Source organism: Gelidibacter maritimus, assembly GCF_014062315.1.
In the GTDB taxonomy this organism is placed as follows: Bacteria; Bacteroidota; Bacteroidia; order Flavobacteriales; family Flavobacteriaceae; genus Gelidibacter; species Gelidibacter maritimus.
This window is the reverse complement of record NZ_JACGLT010000014.1, coordinates 22,020-40,516: the sequence shown is the minus strand read 5'-3', so window position 1 is coordinate 40,516 and position 18,497 is coordinate 22,020. Positions and strand designations below refer to the sequence as shown.

Below are 18,497 nucleotides of genomic sequence, written 5' to 3'. Positions count from 1 at the left end.
CATGTATTTTATTAAACAGTTCATCATATGGTGTTTCATTACTTTATGTTTGGGATGCGCCTCAGAAAAGAAAAATATCGAAATATATCCTGATGATTACCACAAGTTAGTGGACATGGTAACAGGAATTATGGTCCATGACGTTTATTCGCCACCCGTAGCGAGCAGAATTTATATTTATCCAAACATAGCATCTTATGAAGTTTTAAATCAAAATAGTGAAACTTATAACTCGCTGGTTGGTCAAGTCAACGGATTGGCTACATTGGATGTTCCAGCAGTTGACGATGACCTAAATTTAAAACTGGCCTCAATTATAGCATATATAGATGTCGCTAAAGAATTGGTTTTCTCAAAAGACATCCTTGTTTCCTACAGAGATAGTCTATATGGAAATTGGAACACTCATAATTCAAAAGAGTTTTCAAGTGCAAAAGCTTATGGATTGAATATATCCAAACAAATTCTTCAATGGATGGAGGAGGATAACTACAGAGAAACACGTTCGATGCCTAATTTTAATGTGTACGAAAAAGATCCTTCACGATGGAAGCCAACACCACCGGCATATATGAACGGGATTGAGCCTCATTGGGACAAAATCAGAACCTTTGTGTTAGATTCTGCATCGCAGTTTATGCCATTGCCGCCTCCTGAGTTTTCCATGAAACCCAAAACTGATTTTCACAATGAAGTCATGGCAGTTTATAATGTTGTTAATGAGATTAGGGCGTTGGGCGATACTTCTGAAGAGATTGAAATTGCACGATTTTGGGATTGTAATCCATTTGTAACCGTCAATAAAGGACATTTTATGTTTGCAGAAAAAAAGATAACTCCAGGCGCGCATTGGATGGGCATCTGTCAAATTGTAAGTAAAGATTCCAATTCTGATTTCGAAAAAACTGTATTTGCCTATACCAAAACCTCGATGGGCATAGCTGATGCTTTTATAAGTTGTTGGGATGAAAAATATAGAAGTAACCTGATCAGACCTGAAACTCTGATCAATGAATATATTGACGCTGATTGGACCCCTTTATTGCAAACCCCACCATTTCCAGAATACTCAAGTGGCCATTCTGTAGTTTCAGGATCAGCGGCCGAGGTCTTGACCGCTATTTTTGGTGACAATATTAGTTTTGATGATACTACTGAGCTTCCTTATGGGTTGCCGGTAAGAGCTTTCAGCTCGTTCAGGGCTGCCGCTGAAGAGGCCGCAATAAGTAGGCTTTATGGCGGCATACATTACCCTTCTGCAATTAACGAAGGTTTATCTCAAGGCGTGCGTGTTGGAACCTTAGTAAATTCTGAAATTAAATTTATAAAAAATCAGTAAGCCAATAGGAGTTGTACTATAACTTATATTCAGAAAGCGGTTTGGTAAACTTCTCCGGATCAGCAGCCAAATGATACCGAGGGTCGTCAATAGCATCAATAATAACTTCCTCAAACTTAGGACTAGCTTTATACATCAACGTTTTACAGTCTTCACTTAAATGTTTGAGTTTGATTGTTTTGCCCTCCGCTTCATATTTGTTAACTAAATTGAATATGGCTTCCATTGCCGAATGATCACTCACACGAGATTCAACAAAATCAATGACTACATTTTGAGGGTCGTTCTTGACATCAAATTTATTATTGAAATTTTGAACAGAACCAAAAAATAGAGGTCCCCATATTTCATATACTTTTGTGCCATCCTCTTTTAGGCGTTTACGAGCTCTAATCATTGTGGCATTTTTCCAGGCAAAAACAAGAGCAGATAAAATAACACCAATAAAAACAGCAATGGCAAGATCATAAATAACTGTCACTGCAGATACAGTAACAAGTACGAAAGCATCTGCAACCGGTATTTTTCTAATAATCCTGAAGCTGGACCAGGCAAATGTTTCAATGACCATCATAAACATAACACCTACCAAAGCGGCAATTGGTACTTGTTCAATATACTGCGCCGTAAATAAAATAAAGGTTAATAGGGTTAATGCCATAGCAATTCCCGATAAACGTCCTCTACCGCCAGCATTAATGTTAATAACGGTTTGACCAATCATACCACAACCTCCAGTACCTCCAAATAAACCACTGACCATATTTCCAGCACCTTGAGCCACGCACTCTCTATTTCCATTGCCGCGAGTGTCTGTTAATTCGTCAACCAGATTCATGGTCATTAAAGATTCAATAAGTCCAACAGACGCTGCTAAAAACGCATAGGGAAGGATGAATTTAAAAGTAGCAAAATTAATAGGCAGGTTTTGCCAGAGTTCTATATTTGGCGTTGGAAGTTCTCCTTTCAAACCTTCACCACCGCCTTCTATGATATACGAGCCAACGGTGCTTACATCCAGCCCACCAAAAATAACAACGCCACTTGTGACGATAATGGCTATTAATGCGGAAGGGATTTTGGTAGTCAACTTAGGGAGTAACCAAATGATGGCCATAGTAAGTCCGACGAGTGCCAGCATGGTGTATAGCTCTGTGCCCTCCATTGGAATGTTGATGTATCTTTTTAAACCATCCTCTCCAATTTGTAATTCTTTGTGGGAGAACATGCGGACTTGTGCTAAGAAAATCACAATGGCCAATCCGTTAACAAAGCCCATCATGACCGAATGCGGAATCAATCGCACAAAACGTCCTAATTTTAAAACACCAGCGCCAATTTGGATGAGTCCCATCAATATTACGGCTGCTAACAAATAAAAATAACCCATGTTTTCAACGGGGGTGTCAAATAACATGCCTCTCTCATGTCCTTCTGAAATAAGATTTACAAAAATAACGGCCACAGCACCGGCGGCACCAGAGATCAATCCAGGTCGGCCACCAAAAATTGCAGCAATCAATCCCACTATAAATGCGCCGGACAAGGCCACTAAAGGATCAATCTGCGCCACAAAAGCAAAAGCAACAACCTCGGGAATCATGGCTAATGACACAGTAATACCGGCAAGGATATCATTCTTAGGGTTTTGGGTAAAGTTTTTTCTGGTTTGACTAAACATCATAGTTTTTATACTTAAAAGGGGGCAAATATAAGGTTTTTGATTGGAAGGCAGGATTTGCTTGGTATTTTTGGACACAAAAAAAGCATCAATAATTAAAATTGATGCTTTTAAATTTCTTTCTCCCCAATAGGTTTTAAGACCACGGGTTTCTTTTAAAGACCATTAATTTTGGATTCCAGGAGGGTATTTCTCCATGATATTGGCGACAAATTCCTTGATACGTTCTTCTTTTTTGTCCATCCGTTGTGATAAATAGCCCACACCCATTCCTTGCCAAACCAATTCTTTTTTCTTGGCGTCAATTAAGTCGACATAAAGTGTGCCTTCGGTAGAGGTAGAGACTGAATTATAACCTGAATTCCAGTAATATGGACTCCAACCCCAACCATAACCGTAAGGTCCGTAGCCATAGGCATTGTTATAGACATTGACTTTGTCACGAGATTTGGTAAAAATGCTGACCAATAGATCTGGGTTTTCAGATTTTGTAAAACCTTTGGCCATTAGTTCACTTTCTATGGCTCTTAAAATCCGACGTTTGTCAAGATCGCTGATTTCGGCCTTATCAATACCTGTTTTAAAAAAAGCAAAGGTTTTGTACTCGTTGAAATTTGCATTCTTGTCATAATCCGCAGCAACTCTTACTGAGCTACAGGATGTGGCTACTACTAAGAGCAGAGCCATTGATACAGTTGTTAATATTTTGTTCATAGCATTTTTATTTAGAGTTATTCAGAATTCAATAAATCGGAATCCACAGCATTTGGGAGCGTTACTTTTAAATTGGGCTCAGTTTGCATGGCACGTTTTATGGCGAAAATCGCCTCGTCATTTCTTGCCCAACTGCGTCTTGAAATACCATTGTTGACATCCCAAAAAAGCATGGATTTTAAGCGTCTTTCAGCCTCCTTACTACCATCAAGAACCATACCAAAACCGCCGTTGATTACTTCGCCCCACCCAACGCCACCGCCGTTGTGGATGCTTACCCAGGTGGCTCCTCTAAAGCTATCGCCAATTACATTTTGTATGGCCATATCCGCAGTAAAACGTGAGCCATCAAATATATTCGAGGTTTCCCGATATGGTGAATCCGTGCCTGAGACATCGTGATGGTCGCGGCCTAGAACCACATAGCCAATTTCACCCTGAGCAATGGCATCATTGAAAGCTTTAGCTATTTTTGTGCGGCCTTCAGCATCGGCATATAATATTCTGGCTTGTGAACCTACCACTAATTTATTGTCTTGAGCGCCTTTAATCCATTGGATATTGTCGGCCATTTGTTGTTGTATCTCTTCAGGAGCGTCTCGTTTTATTTTTTCCAAAACCTGACAGGCAATGTGATCTGTTTTTGCTAAATCTTCTGGCTTCCCAGAGGTGCAAACCCAGCGGAATGGTCCAAAGCCATAATCAAAACACATGGGCCCCATGATATCTTGAACATAACTCGGGAATTTGAATTCGCGCCCCAAAGTCGGATTTTCGGCCATCACATCAGCTCCTGCGCGTGAGGCTTCCAGTAGAAAAGCATTACCATAATCGAAAAAATAGGTGCCTTTCTCAGTATGTTTATTAATTGCTTTAGCATGTCGGCGCAAGGTTTCCTGAACTTTTTCCTTAAATAGCTCAGGGTTATTTGCCATCATTAAATTGGCTTCTTCAAAAGAAATATCAACCGGATAATAACCTCCAGCCCACGGATTATGCAGTGAGGTTTGATCACTTCCCAAATCGATATGAATATTTTCTAGATCAAACTTTTCCCAAACATCAACAACATTTCCTAAATAGGCAATGGAAACAGTTTCGAGATCAGCTTTTGCTTTTTTTACTCGAGTTACAAGTTGGTCTAAATCTGAAATCTTTTCATCAATCCACCCCTGATCCAAGCGTACTTGGGTGATTTTTGGGTTGACCTCAGCGCACACTGTGATACATCCGGCAATGGTTCCAGCTTTTGGTTGTGCGCCAGACATGCCGCCTAAACCGGAGGTGACAAATAAATTTCCTTTTGGCGCTTTATTTATTTTTCGAAATCCGTTCAGAACGGTAATGGTAGTGCCGTGAACAATGCCCTGTGGTCCGATATACATATAACTCCCCGCGGTCATTTGCCCGTACTGCGTTACGCCCAAGGCATTGAATTTCTCCCAATCGTCAGGCTTTGAGTAATTCGGGATCATCATGCCGTTGGTGACCACCACCCTCGGAGCTTCTTTATGACTTGGAAATAACCCCATGGGATGTCCAGAGTACATGCTCAGGGTTTGCTCATCAGTCATTTCGGCCAAATATTTCATGGTCAGTCGGTATTGTGCCCAGTTGGAGAACACAGCCCCATTGCCACCATAAGTAATGAGTTCATGTGGATGTTGTGCCACGGCATAATCGAGGTTGTTTTGAATCATCAACATGATGGCCGCAGCTTGTTTTGATTTAGCCGGATACTCATCCAATGGTCGGGCGTACATTTTATAATCCGGACGCAAACGGTACATATAAATTCTGCCATAAGTCTCTAATTCATGCCTAAATTCTGGGAGTAATTCCGCATGCTGGTTCGGGTCAAAATACCGTAAAGCATTTTGTAAAGCTAATTTTTTTTCTTCATCAGATAAAATGTCTTTACGTTTTGGCGCATGATTGATGGCGTCGTCATAAGGTTTTGCTGGAGGTAAAACACTCGGGATGCCTTCTAATATCTGATCTTTAAAAGAAATGGAAGTACGTTGCATTAGTTTGTTTTTAATTTTTTTTGCCAGTCCTGCGCTGGGTCGGAGGATTAAAACCATAAGGGCAATGTCTGCAGCCACTTTCGCAACAATAACCACGCTTGAGTAGGTATTGAGCAGTAAAACAGCGGTAACCTTCTGGTGTCAAATAATAATCGCCTTCTTCAATCGGAACAATTTTCTTCATAGTATTACAAAGATAGTGTAAATTCGAGAAAAAATTCTGTGGCCTTAAATGAAGGTCAGTAGGTTTTAGGATATTCATACACTAAATTTTTTTTAAGTACATAACCCATGATATTGGTCTCAAAATACATCGTTCCAAAAGGGTATTCTGGTATTGCCCTGTTTCCGTTTGTATTTGTAAAGCACGCCTATCTCAAACTTGATAAGATATTTCTAAATCATGAACACATCCACTTAAGGCAGCAGCTGGAATTATTGATCATACCCTTTTTTGTCTGGTATGGTTTAGAGTTCTTAGTGCGATATGGCCGCTATAAAAATTGGTATCTGGCTTATCGGAATATCTCCTTTGAGCGCGAGGCCTATCAACATGAAAACCACTTAGAATTTCTTAAAAAACGACCATTTTGGAACTTTTTGAAATATCTTTGAAGCCATGAATTTTAAGGTACATCTTTCAGAAAACCAAAGCTTAAACTTAGGCCATAATGCTAAACATTATTTGAGTGTGAAAAGAGAGGATCTTATCCATCCTTATATTTCAGGAAATAAATATAGGAAATTGAAATACAATGTGGCACAGGCAAAAGAAGAGCGGCGAAGTACCCTATTGACGTTTGGAGGTGCATTTTCAAATCATATTGCTGCTGTTGCTGCCGTGGGAAAAGAATTTGGATTCGAGACAATTGGTGTCATAAGAGGTGAAGAGCTAGTGGATAATATAGCTAATAACCCCACTTTGCAATTTGCAAAAAGCTGTGGGATGAAGTTCAAATTTGTGACCCGCGAGGCTTATAGAAATAAAATTTCCGAAGAATTTATTCAAAACTTAAAAAGTGAGTATGCAGACTTCTATTTAATCCCAGAAGGCGGCACCAATGATTTGGCTATCAAAGGCTGTGAGGAAATCCTCTTAGAAGAAGATTCTAAATTTGATTATATCTGTTGCTCTGTTGGCACGGGTGGAACTATTTCTGGACTTATTAACACTTGCAGACCACATCAGCAGATTTTGGGTTTTCCTGCCCTAAAAGGTGATTTTTTGAGAGAAGAAATTAGTAAATTTGCCAAAAATCCAAATTGGCAGCTCATCACAGATTATCATTTTGGTGGTTACGCTAAAATAAATAAAGAATTCATCGGCTTTATCAATCAGTTTAAAAGTGATTATAACATTCCTTTAGATCCAATCTATATTGGAAAGATGATGTACGGCGTTATGGATTTATTGAGCAAAGGATATTTTCCTGAAGCCTCAAAAATATTGGTCATTCATACAGGCGGTTTACAGGGGATTTCTAGGATGAATGAGCTATTGAAAAAAAAGAAATGGCCTTTAATAAGTTAAGCTTTCTATGAAATTTAGTTTGAGATTAATCATGGTTTTGGTCGTTGCATTAAGCTTATCAAGCTGCGGCGGTAAGAAACGCATTGTTACTAAAAAGAAAAATTCTAAATCAAAAACCGAACGTGTGGTTAGAGATCATCGTACCTCCAATCCTTCGGAAGTGGGTGTTCCTACGGTCATTACCCCTAAGACACCGGGAAACTTAGGTGTCAACGAAATGTACATCGCAACCTACGGTGAAATTGCCAAAAATAATATGCGCACCCATAAAATCCCGGCGAGTATCACCTTAGCTCAAGGCATTTTAGAATCGGGTTCTGGTAGGGGCAGATTGGCGGTAAAAGCCAATAATCATTTTGGAATTAAATGTCACGGCTGGTCTGGCGATAAAATTTATCATGATGATGATGCCTCCCAGGAATGCTTCAGAAAATATAGACATGCTTCCCAATCCTTTGAAGACCACTCTAAGTTCTTGACCACACGTGGCCGTTATTCAAAATTGTTCCAATTGGAAATTGATGATTACAAGGGCTGGGCCAAAGGTTTAAGAGCGGCAGGTTATGCCACTGATAGAAAGTATCCGCAGAAATTGATCAGTTTAATTGAGCGTTTCCAGTTGTACCGATTTGATCAAGAAGTTTTGGGGACGAGACCAAAACCGAGACCTCGTGAAATTGCCTCTCAACTGACCCATAAAGTAGTTAAAGGAGATACCATGTATTCTCTTTCAAAGCGCTATAATCTTTCGGTTAGCGAATTGCAAAAGCTAAACGGAATGAACAACAATAATTTACAAATAGGACAAATCCTGATTATAAAAGTCAATTAATTCATGTTATATCAACGCAGTAGTAGTTTATTTAAAGAAGCAGAAAAAGTAATTCCAGGAGGTGTGAATTCGCCGGTTAGGGCGTTTGGAGCCGTCGGTGGAACCCCTATTTTTGCCCAATCGGCTAAGGGTGCTTATATCCACGATGAGGATGGACGCACCTATATTGATTATATTAACTCATGGGGGCCCATGATTCTTGGTCATGCCTTTGAGCCGGTAGTGGATGCCGTGGTTAAGAAAGCCAAACAAGGCACTTCTTTTGGAATGCCAACGGCCATTGAAACCGAAATTGCAGAATTGGCGGTTTCTATGGTGCCCAATATCGACAAAATAAGATTTGTCAACTCAGGTACTGAGGCCTGTATGAGTGCAGTCAGATTGGCTCGCGGTTATACAAAAAAAGATAAAATCATCAAGTTTGCGGGATGCTATCATGGCCATAGTGATGCGTTTTTAATTGCGGCAGGATCTGGTGCAATAACTTTTGGAACGCCAAATAGCCCAGGGGTGACCCAGGGTACCGCTAAAGATACACTTTTGGCAAAGTTTAACGATATTGATAATGTAACACAATTAGTGGAAGCAAATAAAGAGGAGATTGCCTGTATCATCATTGAGCCTGTTGCAGGAAATATGGGATGTATTCCTCCAAAGGATAATTTCTTGCAGAAGTTAAGGGCTTTATGTGATCTACATGATATCCTGTTGATTTTTGATGAGGTGATGACTGGTTTTAGATTGGCTGCGGGTGGGGCTCAAGAATTATATAAGGTCAATGCCGATATTGTTTGCTTTGGAAAGGTGATCGGCGGTGGTTTGCCTGTTGGAGCGTTTGCCGCGCGAAATGAAATCATGGATTATTTGGCGCCTCATGGGCCTGTGTACCAAGCGGGAACCTTAAGTGGGAATCCGTTAGCCATGGCGGCAGGTTTGGCCATGCTACAGCAGTTAAATAACGATAGGACGGTTTATAACCGCTTAGCAGAAAAGACAGAATACTTACACCATGGTATGGCAAATGCTCTTCAAGACTATAATATAAAACATACCATTAATAGGAAAGGATCCATGATTTCCATCCATTTTGAAGATCATGAGGTGCATGATTTTGAAACCGCTGCAAAAGCCAATAACGAGACCTTTAAAAAGTTCTTTCACGGCATGCTCAAAGAAGGAGTTTATATTGCCCCGAGTGCTTTTGAAACTTGGTTTTTGTGTGATGCCCTGAGTTATGATGATTTGGATGCAACGATTAAAGCGGTTAAAACGGTCAGCAAGGATCTTTAAACCGTATTGGATTAAAGTATTAAAAAAGGGAATTTCTAACTGGAAATTCCCTTTTTTACTTTTTTCAGATTGAATAAAATTACTGTTTTGTTTTTTGTTGGGGCATCCCCTCTTTTCTGTTTTTGGAACGCATACCGTGTCTTTTGCTCTTGTGGTGACGTTTTTGATTCATTTTACCCCATTTTTTATACTGCTCTTCAGATAAAATATCTTTCATTTTTCTCTTCATTTCAATTTTCTGATCCAATCTGGCGTTGGCCATTTTGAGACGTTCCGCTTTGGAGAAGTCCTTACGATCGCCTTTCGTGTTACCCTGTAAATACGCCTCCTTTTTACTTTGCCTCAATTGGGCTTGTTTCAAATATAAATCGGCTACCTCATTTTGTTGATTAGTGTCTAAATCGAGTTTTAAAGTCAATTTTTTAGACTTGAGCTGCGCCATTTCTTCAGGAGAATAATTCATTTTGGAACTTGTGCGCTGTTTTTTCATGTCTCTCTTTTGGTCCTGTGCCGAAACTTGAAATGTTGCCACTGCAATCAGGATCATTATTAATTTTTTCATGTCTCTTTTTTTTAAGGTTTGTAGTAATAGGACTGATAAGGGGTTAAAACGTTTAATTCTAAATTTTTAAAGTAGCTTTGTATTGGAAACTAACATCTGTTAATCCGGGTAATTCACTCGATGATTTATCCAAACCATCAGTTTATAGGAAAACTGAAAGTTTAAAGCTTATAATAAATTGAGAGTTAAAAAAATAGTATTCACTATCCTAACATTATACATTATGATTGGAGCATCTTTATATTTTTTACAAGAGAAAATTCTATTTATGCCAACGGTATTACCTCAGGATTTTCAATATGAATTTAATCACCCTTTCGAGGAACTGTTTTTAAAAACGGATGAGGATGCGGTAATTAATGCCCTACATTTCAAAACCGAAAACCCAAAGGGTGTTATTTTATATTTTCATGGGAATGCGGGCGACCTATCCCAGTGGGGAACCATTGCAGAATACTTTGTAAACATGAACTACAATGTGTTTATTATGGATTATCGGACTTACGGAAAAAGCACGGGGAAATTAAGTGAAGCCGCGCTTTACAAAGACGCACAATATTGTTACGACTACTTAAAACAAAGCTATTCTGATTCGGACATCAGCCTTTATGGGAGGTCGCTCGGTACTGGGATTGCCGCTTATCTCGCCTCAAAGAATAAACCAAAACAATTAATTTTGGAAACGCCTTACTATAGCATGACCGATGTTGCTAAGTCACGCTTTCCTTTTCTTCCGATTGAAAAATTATTACAATACAAGTTTCCCACCAATGAATTTATAACGTTGGTAGAATGCCCCATAGTAATTTTTCATGGGACAGCTGATGGGGTGGTACCATTTGAATCGGGCCATAAACTTTTTGAAATCGCGCCAAAACAGCACACCACGTTTGTGAAAATTGAAGGTGGTGGACATAATAACCTGATTGAATTTGAAGCTTATAGAACGGGCATTCAAAACGTTCTGAAATAAAAAATGCTTCAAGAAAACTTCCTGAAGCATTTTTTGATCAATCATAAATTAAGTGTTTAACTTAACTCTTCGGATTTAATATAGCATCAATCCGTTGTAAGGCATCCGTTAAATGGATTCTGCTCATGGTGTCATTGGTTCTTGCCAATCCAGATCTGATGGCGCGTTCTAATGTTTTCAATTCGGCTCTCGAAATCGCTTTTATATCTGAAGGAGATTGCTTCGCAGACATTAAATATTCCATTCGATCAATATAACTGTGCTGAAGATTTCTTCTATAGGTATCTATTTTTTTTCCTGAACGCAATTCGCTGAAAATCCCTTTTCGTAAATCTTGCATCATACTTAACGGTGAGTAGGCTTGGTTCTTATTAATAGTCTCATTTTCAATCATACGTTGTAGCCGCGATGGTTGCAGGAGATTATTAAGGGTTCTGGTTTGCGTTCCACGAATACGTGTCACATTTCCGTCAAACTCGATTTTATTGAAAATCTCATCGTCTATCAACCATTCAGGGGTGTTGAAAAGTTGGTCTTGAAGAAATTGTAAAGCTTCCTTTTGTTTTGCTTTATCAACTTGTGTATATACGGCACCTTCCTGATCGTAGGTTTTGTAGTTTTCATAAACGCCACCAATATTAGCGGTAACATGCCCCATATAGCGGTTAAATTGGCTAAGAACCTCACCGTACATTGTTTTTAAATCCTTATAGTCTTTACCATCTTCCGCTGTCCATTTGATTAAATTTGGCACAATACGTTTGAGGTTGGCAATACCATAAGCACTCGCCTTCATGGCATCATCGCCTAAGTCTTCTGTTTGAGAACTTGGATCAATCACCATGCCTTGTTGTTTTCCAAAACGATACATTGGGTCCCCTGCATGTTTAAGAATCCAGCTATCCAGCGTTTTCTTTTCGTCTTCTGGTGTTTTTGCATCCAAAATTGGGCGGTAACCCCATTCAATAGCGTACTTATCATAAACGCCGATATTTGGCATTAAGGCAACACCATCGTCACCTGGTTGGGCCACATAATTAAAACGTGCATAATCCATAATGGATGGTGCGGTTCCATGTTTCTTAGTGAACTCTGGATCGCGTAAGTCATCCACTTTATAAGCAGAACTACTTCCCATATTATGAGGTAATCCTAAAGTATGTCCCACTTCGTGTGAAGATACAAAACGAATCAATCGTCCCATGATTTCGTCTTTAAACTTTACGCTTTGTGCATCGGGATTGATGGCAGCGGTCTGAACGAAGAACCAATTGCGTAATAAAGTCATCACATTATGGTACCAATTGATATCACTTTCAATAATTTCGCCACTTCTTGGGTCACTGACATGAGGACCATTAGCATTAGGGATAGGTGAGGCTAAATAGCGCACTACTGAATACCGCGCATCTTCAGGGCTCCAATCTGGGTCTTCTTCAATTGAAGGTGGATCTTTGGCTATGATAGCATTTTTAAATCCAGCAGCTTCAAAAGCCACTTGCCAATCTTCGATTCCTTGTTTTATATATTTACGCCATTGCACAGGGGTCGCTCGATCAATGTAGTAGACAATTTGTTTTTTAGGTTCAACCAATTCGCCACGCTTAAACTTCTCAATGTCTTCATCTTTGACTTCAAGGCGCCATCGGTCTAAATAAGTCACGCGTTTGCTTTCGTGCGCATCCAAACCGTAATCTATCTGACCGCTTGTAAACCAACCAACACGTTGGTCAAAGATTCTACGTTTCATAGGCTCTTTTGGTAGCAGCACCATTGAATTGCTTAGTTCAATTGATATGGCGCCGCTAGTTGCGTTTGAAGGTGGGTTACCGGCATTATAAGTTTTTACATGACGGGTCTCAATATTTAGTGGGTAACTTTTTATGCTTTCAATATAGGACAGGTCCGAGTCCAAACGTGTCACTTTATATTGTTTTCTACTTCGATTGGGTAATCCGAAAGGTTTCACATCTTTATTATATAAATCAGTGACTTCAATTACGGTAGATGTTGAGTCTTTGCCAATTGCTTTTATAGGAAAGCTGAATAGAACAGGTTCAAAGTTGGAATTGACAACTGCTTCATGAACCGGTAAGGTATCATTGGCAACCACGCTGTGTGAGACCATGCGAAGTAAGACTCTTTTACCTTTCTTTTGCCAACGCAATACTTGCTCGTCTTGCTTACCGCCGCCAAAACCTAAGCCACTGGCAGTTTTAGCAATACGGGTCACTTTGAGCATTTCACGTTCGAATAACGAATCAGGAATTTCATAAAAATAGGTCTCATCTATTTTGTGGACCGTAAACAATCCTGGATCGCTAACAGCCTCTTTGGTAATAACTTTGTTGTACGGTTGGATATCATTTTTTCCAGGTTTTTTAGCGCTACTTGATTTAGCGCTCGCGGAAGTTGGTGCCTTTGACGCTTTCTTGGTCGTTGAACATGAGACAAATAAGAAAAGAGACGCCAAAAATAGCACACTTAAGGAGATTTTTTTCAAAATGTTAGGAGTTTAGAAATTTAAAAACGGGAAAATACGTAATACATCGTTGTTATAGGGTATTACAAAATGTTTTAGTATTTTTTTAACTATTGCAAGCCGAGGTACTGATTATTGAAAGCAGATAATTATTAAATATCTGCAAGGTTGTCTTGTTATCTATTCAAAAACCGATTAAACAAATCATGCTATGGTGCCAAAATATTATTTGAAATAACCAACGAGCATGGCGTGATCAGAGACCTTATAGTAAAATTTTTCAAGAAGAATGGGGGTGAGGCTTTTGGCTGCATAAATTTGATCAATTTCAAGAAGCGGAATGCCAAAGGGCCAAGTGGCGCTAAATCCTTGGCCGTAATCCCGAAAGCTGTTGTAATCGTCTTCATAATTCCTAAAATGAACACTTTCATACGGTGTATTGAAATCGCCCACAATAAGATCTGTGTTTTTATCAGTAATTAACTGCAATACCGTTTCTAAGGTTTCACGTTTATCCATTATGGGACTTTGAAAAGTATCAACAACAGCAAGCATCATTGAGCCATTTTGGCGTTGTATCTTCACAAAATTTATGTCGTAGCTATACGCTTCATTCATATAATTAATATCTTCAATATGCCCTTTAACCCCGATCATCATAAAGCCATCAAGGATTCGGAATTGATAGTTGGGAAATGCTCTTGAAAGTTCTAAAACATCTTCTTCGGTGGCGTGTTCTGTCTCAACAAGAGCGAGGATATCAGGCTGAATTTTTTTAATGTTTTTAAAAAGGATTTCCATAGGAATTGTTGCCTTATCGGCAGCATTCCAAAATATAACTGATGTTGCATCTTCCTGAACGGCAACAGTTTTTGGAAATATATAAGCCTTGTTGAACCAGACTCCAGTCAGACCTAGTGTTAGACAAATGAAAAAAATAAAATAGGCTTTGGGTTTATAAAACAAAATGGCAATAATGCTTCCAATAAAAACTAAAATAGGCAGCGGAAAGGCATAGAAGAAAATTTGTAGAAATTGAAAGTGATCCTTTAAAACGAAATGGATAAGTAATAAAAAAGCATATGCAAATAATGCACATGCTCTTAGTATTACAAAGGTTTTTATGGCGATATTATAAAGCATCTACAAATAAACCATCTTCTGTCTTAGTCACTTTGGCCAAATTGTTTTTTGTTAAGCCTTTTATAGTGGCGTCCCACTTTTTGTTACTTAATCCTGATTGGGCCTTTAAGGTGTTTAGATCGATTGGTGATTTAGCTTTTAGAAGGTTTAGGACAGCTTTCTCTTCATCGGTCATAGCCACAGCTTTCTTTTCCGGTTTCATTTGAGGGAAGAACAATACTTCTTGGATGGATTGGTTATTGGTTAAATACATGATGAGTCGATCCATGCCTATGCCCAATCCTGAAGTTGGAGGCATGCCGTATTCCAAGGCACGCAGGAAATCATAATCGATCATTTCAGTAGCTTCGTCATCGCCTTTTTGGGCCAATTGCATTTGATGTTCAAAACGCTCACGTTGGTCAATTGGATCATTCAATTCAGAATAGGCATTGGCGATTTCCTTACCACAGACCATCAATTCAAAACGCTCAGTCAGTTCTGGATTGTCGCGGTGTTCTTTACACAAAGGACTCATCTCTTTTGGGTAATCGGTAATGAAGGTTGGTTGGATATAGTTGCCCTCGCACTTTTCTCCAAAAATTTCATCTATCAATTTGCCTTTGCCCATGGTTTCATCCACAGCAATACCCATATCTTGAGCCGCTTTTCTGATGTCGTCTTCAGATTTTCCAGTAATATCAAAACCCGTAAAATGCTTAATTGAATCCGTCATGGTGACTCGGGCATAAGGTGCCTTAAAATCGATGTGGTGTTCCCCAAAGGTTGCTTTGGTGGTACCGTTTACGGCAATGGCACAATGCTCTAATAGATCCTCACAAAAACTCATCATCCAATTGTAATCTTTGTAGGAAACATAAATTTCCATGGCCGTAAACTCCGGATTGTGGGTGCGGTCCATGCCTTCATTTCTGAAGTTTTTTGAAAACTCATAGACGCCATCAAAACCGCCAACAATAAGACGTTTTAGGTAGAGCTCATTGGCAATTCTCATGTATAATGGAATATCCAAACTGTTGTGATGTGTTACAAAGGGACGTGCCGCTGCGCCTCCAGGAATGGGTTGCAATACAGGGGTTTCCACCTCAAAGTAGCCGGCATCATTAAAGAATTGACGCATGGCGTTATACAATTTAGTGCGTTTGATGAACACTTCCTTGACCTTAGAGTTGACTACCAAATCGGCATAGCGTTGTCTATAGCGTTGTTCAGGATCTGTAAAGGCATCGTAAACAACACCGTCTTTTTCCTTAGGTAATGGCAAGGGCTTTAAAGCTTTGCTTAGTAAGGTGAAGTTTTTGACTTTTACGGTCTTTTCGCCAACCTGAGTGGTGAATAGCTCACCTTCAACACCTATAAAATCACCAAAATCCAATAGTTTTTTAAAGACGTCGTTATATAAGCTTTTATCGTCACCAGGACAGATTTCATCCCGATTAAAATACGCTTGTATTTTGCCGGCAGAATCCTGTATTTGGGCAAAACTTGCCTTTCCCTGAACTCTTACGGACATCAATCGGCCCGCAATAACAACTTTCTTACCTTCCTCAAATTGCTCTTTTACCTGTTTGGAAGTATGATCAACAGGATATAAATCGGCTGGATATGGATTAATACCCATCTCACGTAGTGTCACTAATTTTTCTCTTCGAATGAGTTCTTGTTCTGAAAGTTGCATATTGTAAAATTTTAATGTGCAAAATTACACTTTTTTAAAAATTAAACAGCCTAGTTTCATGGATAGATTGGCTTTTTGACGGATTAATGAAGGAAAGTTATTTTTATTTGTCATATTATTTGACTTTGGGTGTATATTTCAATTTTTTAAAGAATTTTGCGGTGTTTTCAGTTTTTGATACGTCGGTTTTTTAGGAACATTATCGTAACAAAATGGGATGTTTATGCGTCTTATTGGCATACCGACTTGAAGTAAGGTCTATCAATCATCAAAAATCATCAAAATTATGAGTATTTGGAGGGTTATTCTTTCTATTATTTGTCCACCATTGGCTGTCCTTGACCGAGGCTGTGGCTCTATTGTCATTGTTTTTTTATTATGGCTCTGTGGTTGGGTGCCCGGAGTTATTGCGGCGCTAGTCATCTTGAATAATCCGAAGCGGTAGATTTTAGATGGCAGGCTTCTGTCTCAGTCGCAGCCACGGTCAATGATGATTCGTTCATTTTTTAGATGGTTATAGCTTGATAATTGCCTCCATCTTTTATATACAACAAAAAATTCTGATAGACCATAGAATTATAATATCGTATCCCATACATCATCCATACACTATCCATACACTATCCATACACTATCCATGGAGTATCTATGGAGTATCTATGGAGTATATACGCTATACCTATTTTGTAGATTCCGTCGGACCCGTTCTAAGATAACCATTCTGGTTAAAGAAAAATTCCTAATATAATTATACGATTGAGTTTCTTTTATTACACACTTGTACTCTTTTTCAACCGCAAGTTTAGAGCTCTATTCGTTGGTTTTTGAGGGGAGATGAGGTGTGAGATGGGAATTGATAAATTCAATTGGAACAACTTTTTTGATGATCCGTTACCCGTCTTCCACCAAAAATGGCTTAATTTTGTTGACATGAATAAAATAATTGAAATTCAAGATTTAGGCCACAATGATTATAAAGCAACTTGGGATTATCAAGAAGGTTTATTCAAATCAATTATTGATGCCAAAGTCAAGAACAGAAGAGAAGGCATCAATTTAGATACGCCAAATTACTTTCTATTTGTAGAGCATCCACATGTGTACACATTAGGTAAAAGTGGCGATTTCTCACATTTGTTGTTAAATGAAGAGCAGCTCACGGAAAAAGGGGCAACTTTTTATAAAATTAATAGAGGCGGAGACATTACATATCACGGACCGGGTCAGATTGTGGGCTACCCCATTCTGGATTTGGAGAACTTTTTTACTGATATTCATAGATACCTACGTTTATTGGAGGAAATGATCATTTTGACCTTGTTTGAATACGGACTTAAAGCCGAACGCAGTCCGGGAGAAACAGGGGTTTGGTTGGGTGTAGGAACACCGTTTGTACGGAAAATTTGTGCCATGGGAGTCAGAGCAAGTAGATGGGTGACGATGCATGGGTTTGCACTGAACGTCAATGCCGATTTAGGGTATTTTGACAATATCATACCGTGTGGTATTCGTGGTAAAGCGGTTACATCTTTGAATGTGGAATTAGGTGTTGCTAGGGTGGACGAATCCGAATTGAAAGCGAAGCTCCTAAAGCATTTCATCAATTTGTTTGAAGCCATGCCGCATCATAAAAAGAGTGTGATTTAAATATGGGACACCTCCAAAAAATCATTTTGTTGGTTTTAATCGTGCCATTGGCGCTGTTCCCCGGAGGGTTGATTTCTTATGTGTTATTGTTTGAAGAACTGAAGTTTGAAGCGTCAATGTGGATCCCGATTGGTATAACGGTATTGGGTATTGGTAGCTTTATGTTCCATTTTAAAACCAAAAAATTCTATAAGCTGCTCCGAATGAAAGTGGTTTTGCCAAATGTAGATCCGTGGTTGTGGGTTCTTGATATTGCTTTCGGAATTGCTTATATCTTGCTTTCCTTTTACTTTGTATATATCATGTACACCTTTTCAGCAGACAAGAACATTAATGTTTTATTGATGGTTGCCATCCCTATGTTTGTTGCAGGAGCATGGACCGTTTTTGAAGCTATCTATCTCAATAAATTAATCGGGATTCATAAATACGCCCATCGTCATTCAGAGATCGAAGACATCAAAGGGAATGTCACGGAATAATACCAAATTAACAATATAATGTCGCATTCAAACTCGTTCATTTTCCGTTCTATTTCCTTGCTCATATTTTCCATAGCTATGGCTATGCAAAACAATCGCAGCGTCATATAACGAAA

The 18,497-nt window shown here is 39.0% G+C and carries 17 protein-coding genes; 9 read left to right on the top strand and 8 right to left on the bottom strand.

What is annotated here, in order from left to right; translation table 11 throughout:
* The first annotated feature begins 1 nt into the window (after position 1).
* Positions 2 to 1,339: a vanadium-dependent haloperoxidase gene (locus H3Z82_RS15205; RefSeq protein ID WP_182206355.1), complete on the top strand. Its 1,338-nt coding sequence runs from the start codon at positions 2 to 4 to the stop codon at positions 1,337 to 1,339.
* A gap of 16 nt (positions 1,340 to 1,355) precedes the next feature.
* Here the strand turns inward: H3Z82_RS15205 and H3Z82_RS15200 are convergent, their stop codons facing one another.
* The 4 genes from H3Z82_RS15200 to H3Z82_RS15185 all read right to left on the bottom strand — a co-directional run bounded on the left by H3Z82_RS15200 (position 1,356) and on the right by H3Z82_RS15185 (position 5,945).
* On the bottom strand, positions 1,356 to 3,023 hold the full coding sequence (locus tag H3Z82_RS15200; protein WP_182206354.1) for a SulP family inorganic anion transporter: 1,668 nt from the start codon (positions 3,021 to 3,023) through the stop codon (positions 1,356 to 1,358).
* 162 nt (positions 3,024 to 3,185) lie between these two features.
* On the bottom strand, positions 3,186 to 3,734 hold the full coding sequence (locus H3Z82_RS15195; RefSeq protein WP_182206353.1) for a DUF4136 domain-containing protein: 549 nt from the start codon (positions 3,732 to 3,734) through the stop codon (positions 3,186 to 3,188).
* Between the two features lie 17 nt (positions 3,735 to 3,751).
* Positions 3,752 to 5,746 (bottom strand): urocanate hydratase, encoded by a 1,995-nt coding sequence (locus H3Z82_RS15190; protein WP_182206413.1) that lies wholly within the window; start codon positions 5,744 to 5,746, stop codon positions 3,752 to 3,754.
* Positions 5,747 to 5,771: 25 nt separating this feature from the next.
* A complete protein-coding gene (locus tag H3Z82_RS15185; RefSeq protein WP_182206352.1) occupies positions 5,772 to 5,945 on the bottom strand; it encodes a DUF5522 domain-containing protein in 174 nt (57 codons plus the stop codon).
* A gap of 107 nt (positions 5,946 to 6,052) precedes the next feature.
* Between H3Z82_RS15185 and H3Z82_RS15180 the strand changes: the two genes are divergently transcribed.
* The 4 genes from H3Z82_RS15180 to hemL are packed head-to-tail and all read left to right on the top strand — an operon-like array spanning position 6,053 to position 9,414.
* Positions 6,053 to 6,376 (top strand): hypothetical protein, encoded by a 324-nt coding sequence (locus H3Z82_RS15180; RefSeq protein WP_182206351.1) that lies wholly within the window; start codon positions 6,053 to 6,055, stop codon positions 6,374 to 6,376.
* A gap of 4 nt (positions 6,377 to 6,380) precedes the next feature.
* The gene (locus H3Z82_RS15175) at positions 6,381 to 7,292 is read left to right on the top strand and encodes a 1-aminocyclopropane-1-carboxylate deaminase/D-cysteine desulfhydrase (protein ID WP_182206350.1); all 912 of its coding nucleotides are present in this window, start codon (positions 6,381 to 6,383) and stop codon (positions 7,290 to 7,292) included.
* Positions 7,293 to 7,299: 7 nt separating this feature from the next.
* The gene (locus tag H3Z82_RS15170) at positions 7,300 to 8,124 is read left to right on the top strand and encodes a glucosaminidase domain-containing protein (protein WP_182206349.1); all 825 of its coding nucleotides are present in this window, start codon (positions 7,300 to 7,302) and stop codon (positions 8,122 to 8,124) included.
* Between the two features lie 3 nt (positions 8,125 to 8,127).
* A complete protein-coding gene (gene hemL, locus H3Z82_RS15165) occupies positions 8,128 to 9,414 on the top strand; it encodes a glutamate-1-semialdehyde 2,1-aminomutase (protein ID WP_182206348.1) in 1,287 nt (428 codons plus the stop codon).
* A gap of 79 nt (positions 9,415 to 9,493) precedes the next feature.
* Here the strand turns inward: hemL and H3Z82_RS15160 are convergent, their stop codons facing one another.
* Positions 9,494 to 9,976, bottom strand: a complete 483-nt coding sequence (locus H3Z82_RS15160) for a hypothetical protein (protein ID WP_182206347.1) — start codon at positions 9,974 to 9,976, stop codon at positions 9,494 to 9,496.
* A gap of 268 nt (positions 9,977 to 10,244) precedes the next feature.
* Between H3Z82_RS15160 and H3Z82_RS15155 the strand changes: the two genes are divergently transcribed.
* A complete protein-coding gene (locus H3Z82_RS15155) occupies positions 10,245 to 10,949 on the top strand; it encodes an alpha/beta hydrolase (protein WP_235982462.1) in 705 nt (234 codons plus the stop codon).
* Positions 10,950 to 11,010: 61 nt separating this feature from the next.
* On the opposite strand, the gene H3Z82_RS15150 is transcribed toward H3Z82_RS15155, so the two are convergent.
* The 3 genes from H3Z82_RS15150 to lysS form a co-directional block, all read right to left on the bottom strand.
* Complete coding sequence (locus H3Z82_RS15150) at positions 11,011 to 13,452, bottom strand: zinc-dependent metalloprotease (RefSeq protein WP_235982461.1); 2,442 nt, start codon at positions 13,450 to 13,452, stop codon at positions 11,011 to 11,013.
* A 204-nt stretch (positions 13,453 to 13,656) separates the two neighbouring features.
* Positions 13,657 to 14,574 (bottom strand): endonuclease/exonuclease/phosphatase family protein, encoded by a 918-nt coding sequence (locus H3Z82_RS15145; protein WP_182206345.1) that lies wholly within the window; start codon positions 14,572 to 14,574, stop codon positions 13,657 to 13,659.
* Positions 14,564 to 16,252, bottom strand: a complete 1,689-nt coding sequence (lysS, locus tag H3Z82_RS15140) for a lysine--tRNA ligase (RefSeq protein ID WP_182206344.1) — start codon at positions 16,250 to 16,252, stop codon at positions 14,564 to 14,566. Before lysS ends, H3Z82_RS15145 begins: the two co-directional genes overlap by 11 nt.
* A gap of 286 nt (positions 16,253 to 16,538) precedes the next feature.
* Between lysS and H3Z82_RS15135 the strand changes: the two genes are divergently transcribed.
* The 3 genes from H3Z82_RS15135 to H3Z82_RS15125 all read left to right on the top strand — a co-directional run bounded on the left by H3Z82_RS15135 (position 16,539) and on the right by H3Z82_RS15125 (position 18,381).
* Entirely contained in the window at positions 16,539 to 16,697 is a 159-nt protein-coding gene (locus H3Z82_RS15135; protein ID WP_182206343.1) for a YqaE/Pmp3 family membrane protein, read from the top strand.
* Between the two features lie 485 nt (positions 16,698 to 17,182).
* Positions 17,183 to 17,899, top strand: coding sequence for a lipoyl(octanoyl) transferase LipB (gene lipB, locus H3Z82_RS15130; RefSeq protein WP_182206342.1), 717 nt, complete (start codon positions 17,183 to 17,185; stop codon positions 17,897 to 17,899).
* Positions 17,900 to 17,901: 2 nt separating this feature from the next.
* The gene (locus tag H3Z82_RS15125; protein ID WP_182206341.1) at positions 17,902 to 18,381 is read left to right on the top strand and encodes a hypothetical protein; all 480 of its coding nucleotides are present in this window, start codon (positions 17,902 to 17,904) and stop codon (positions 18,379 to 18,381) included.
* The last annotated feature ends 116 nt before the right edge of the window (positions 18,382 to 18,497 follow it).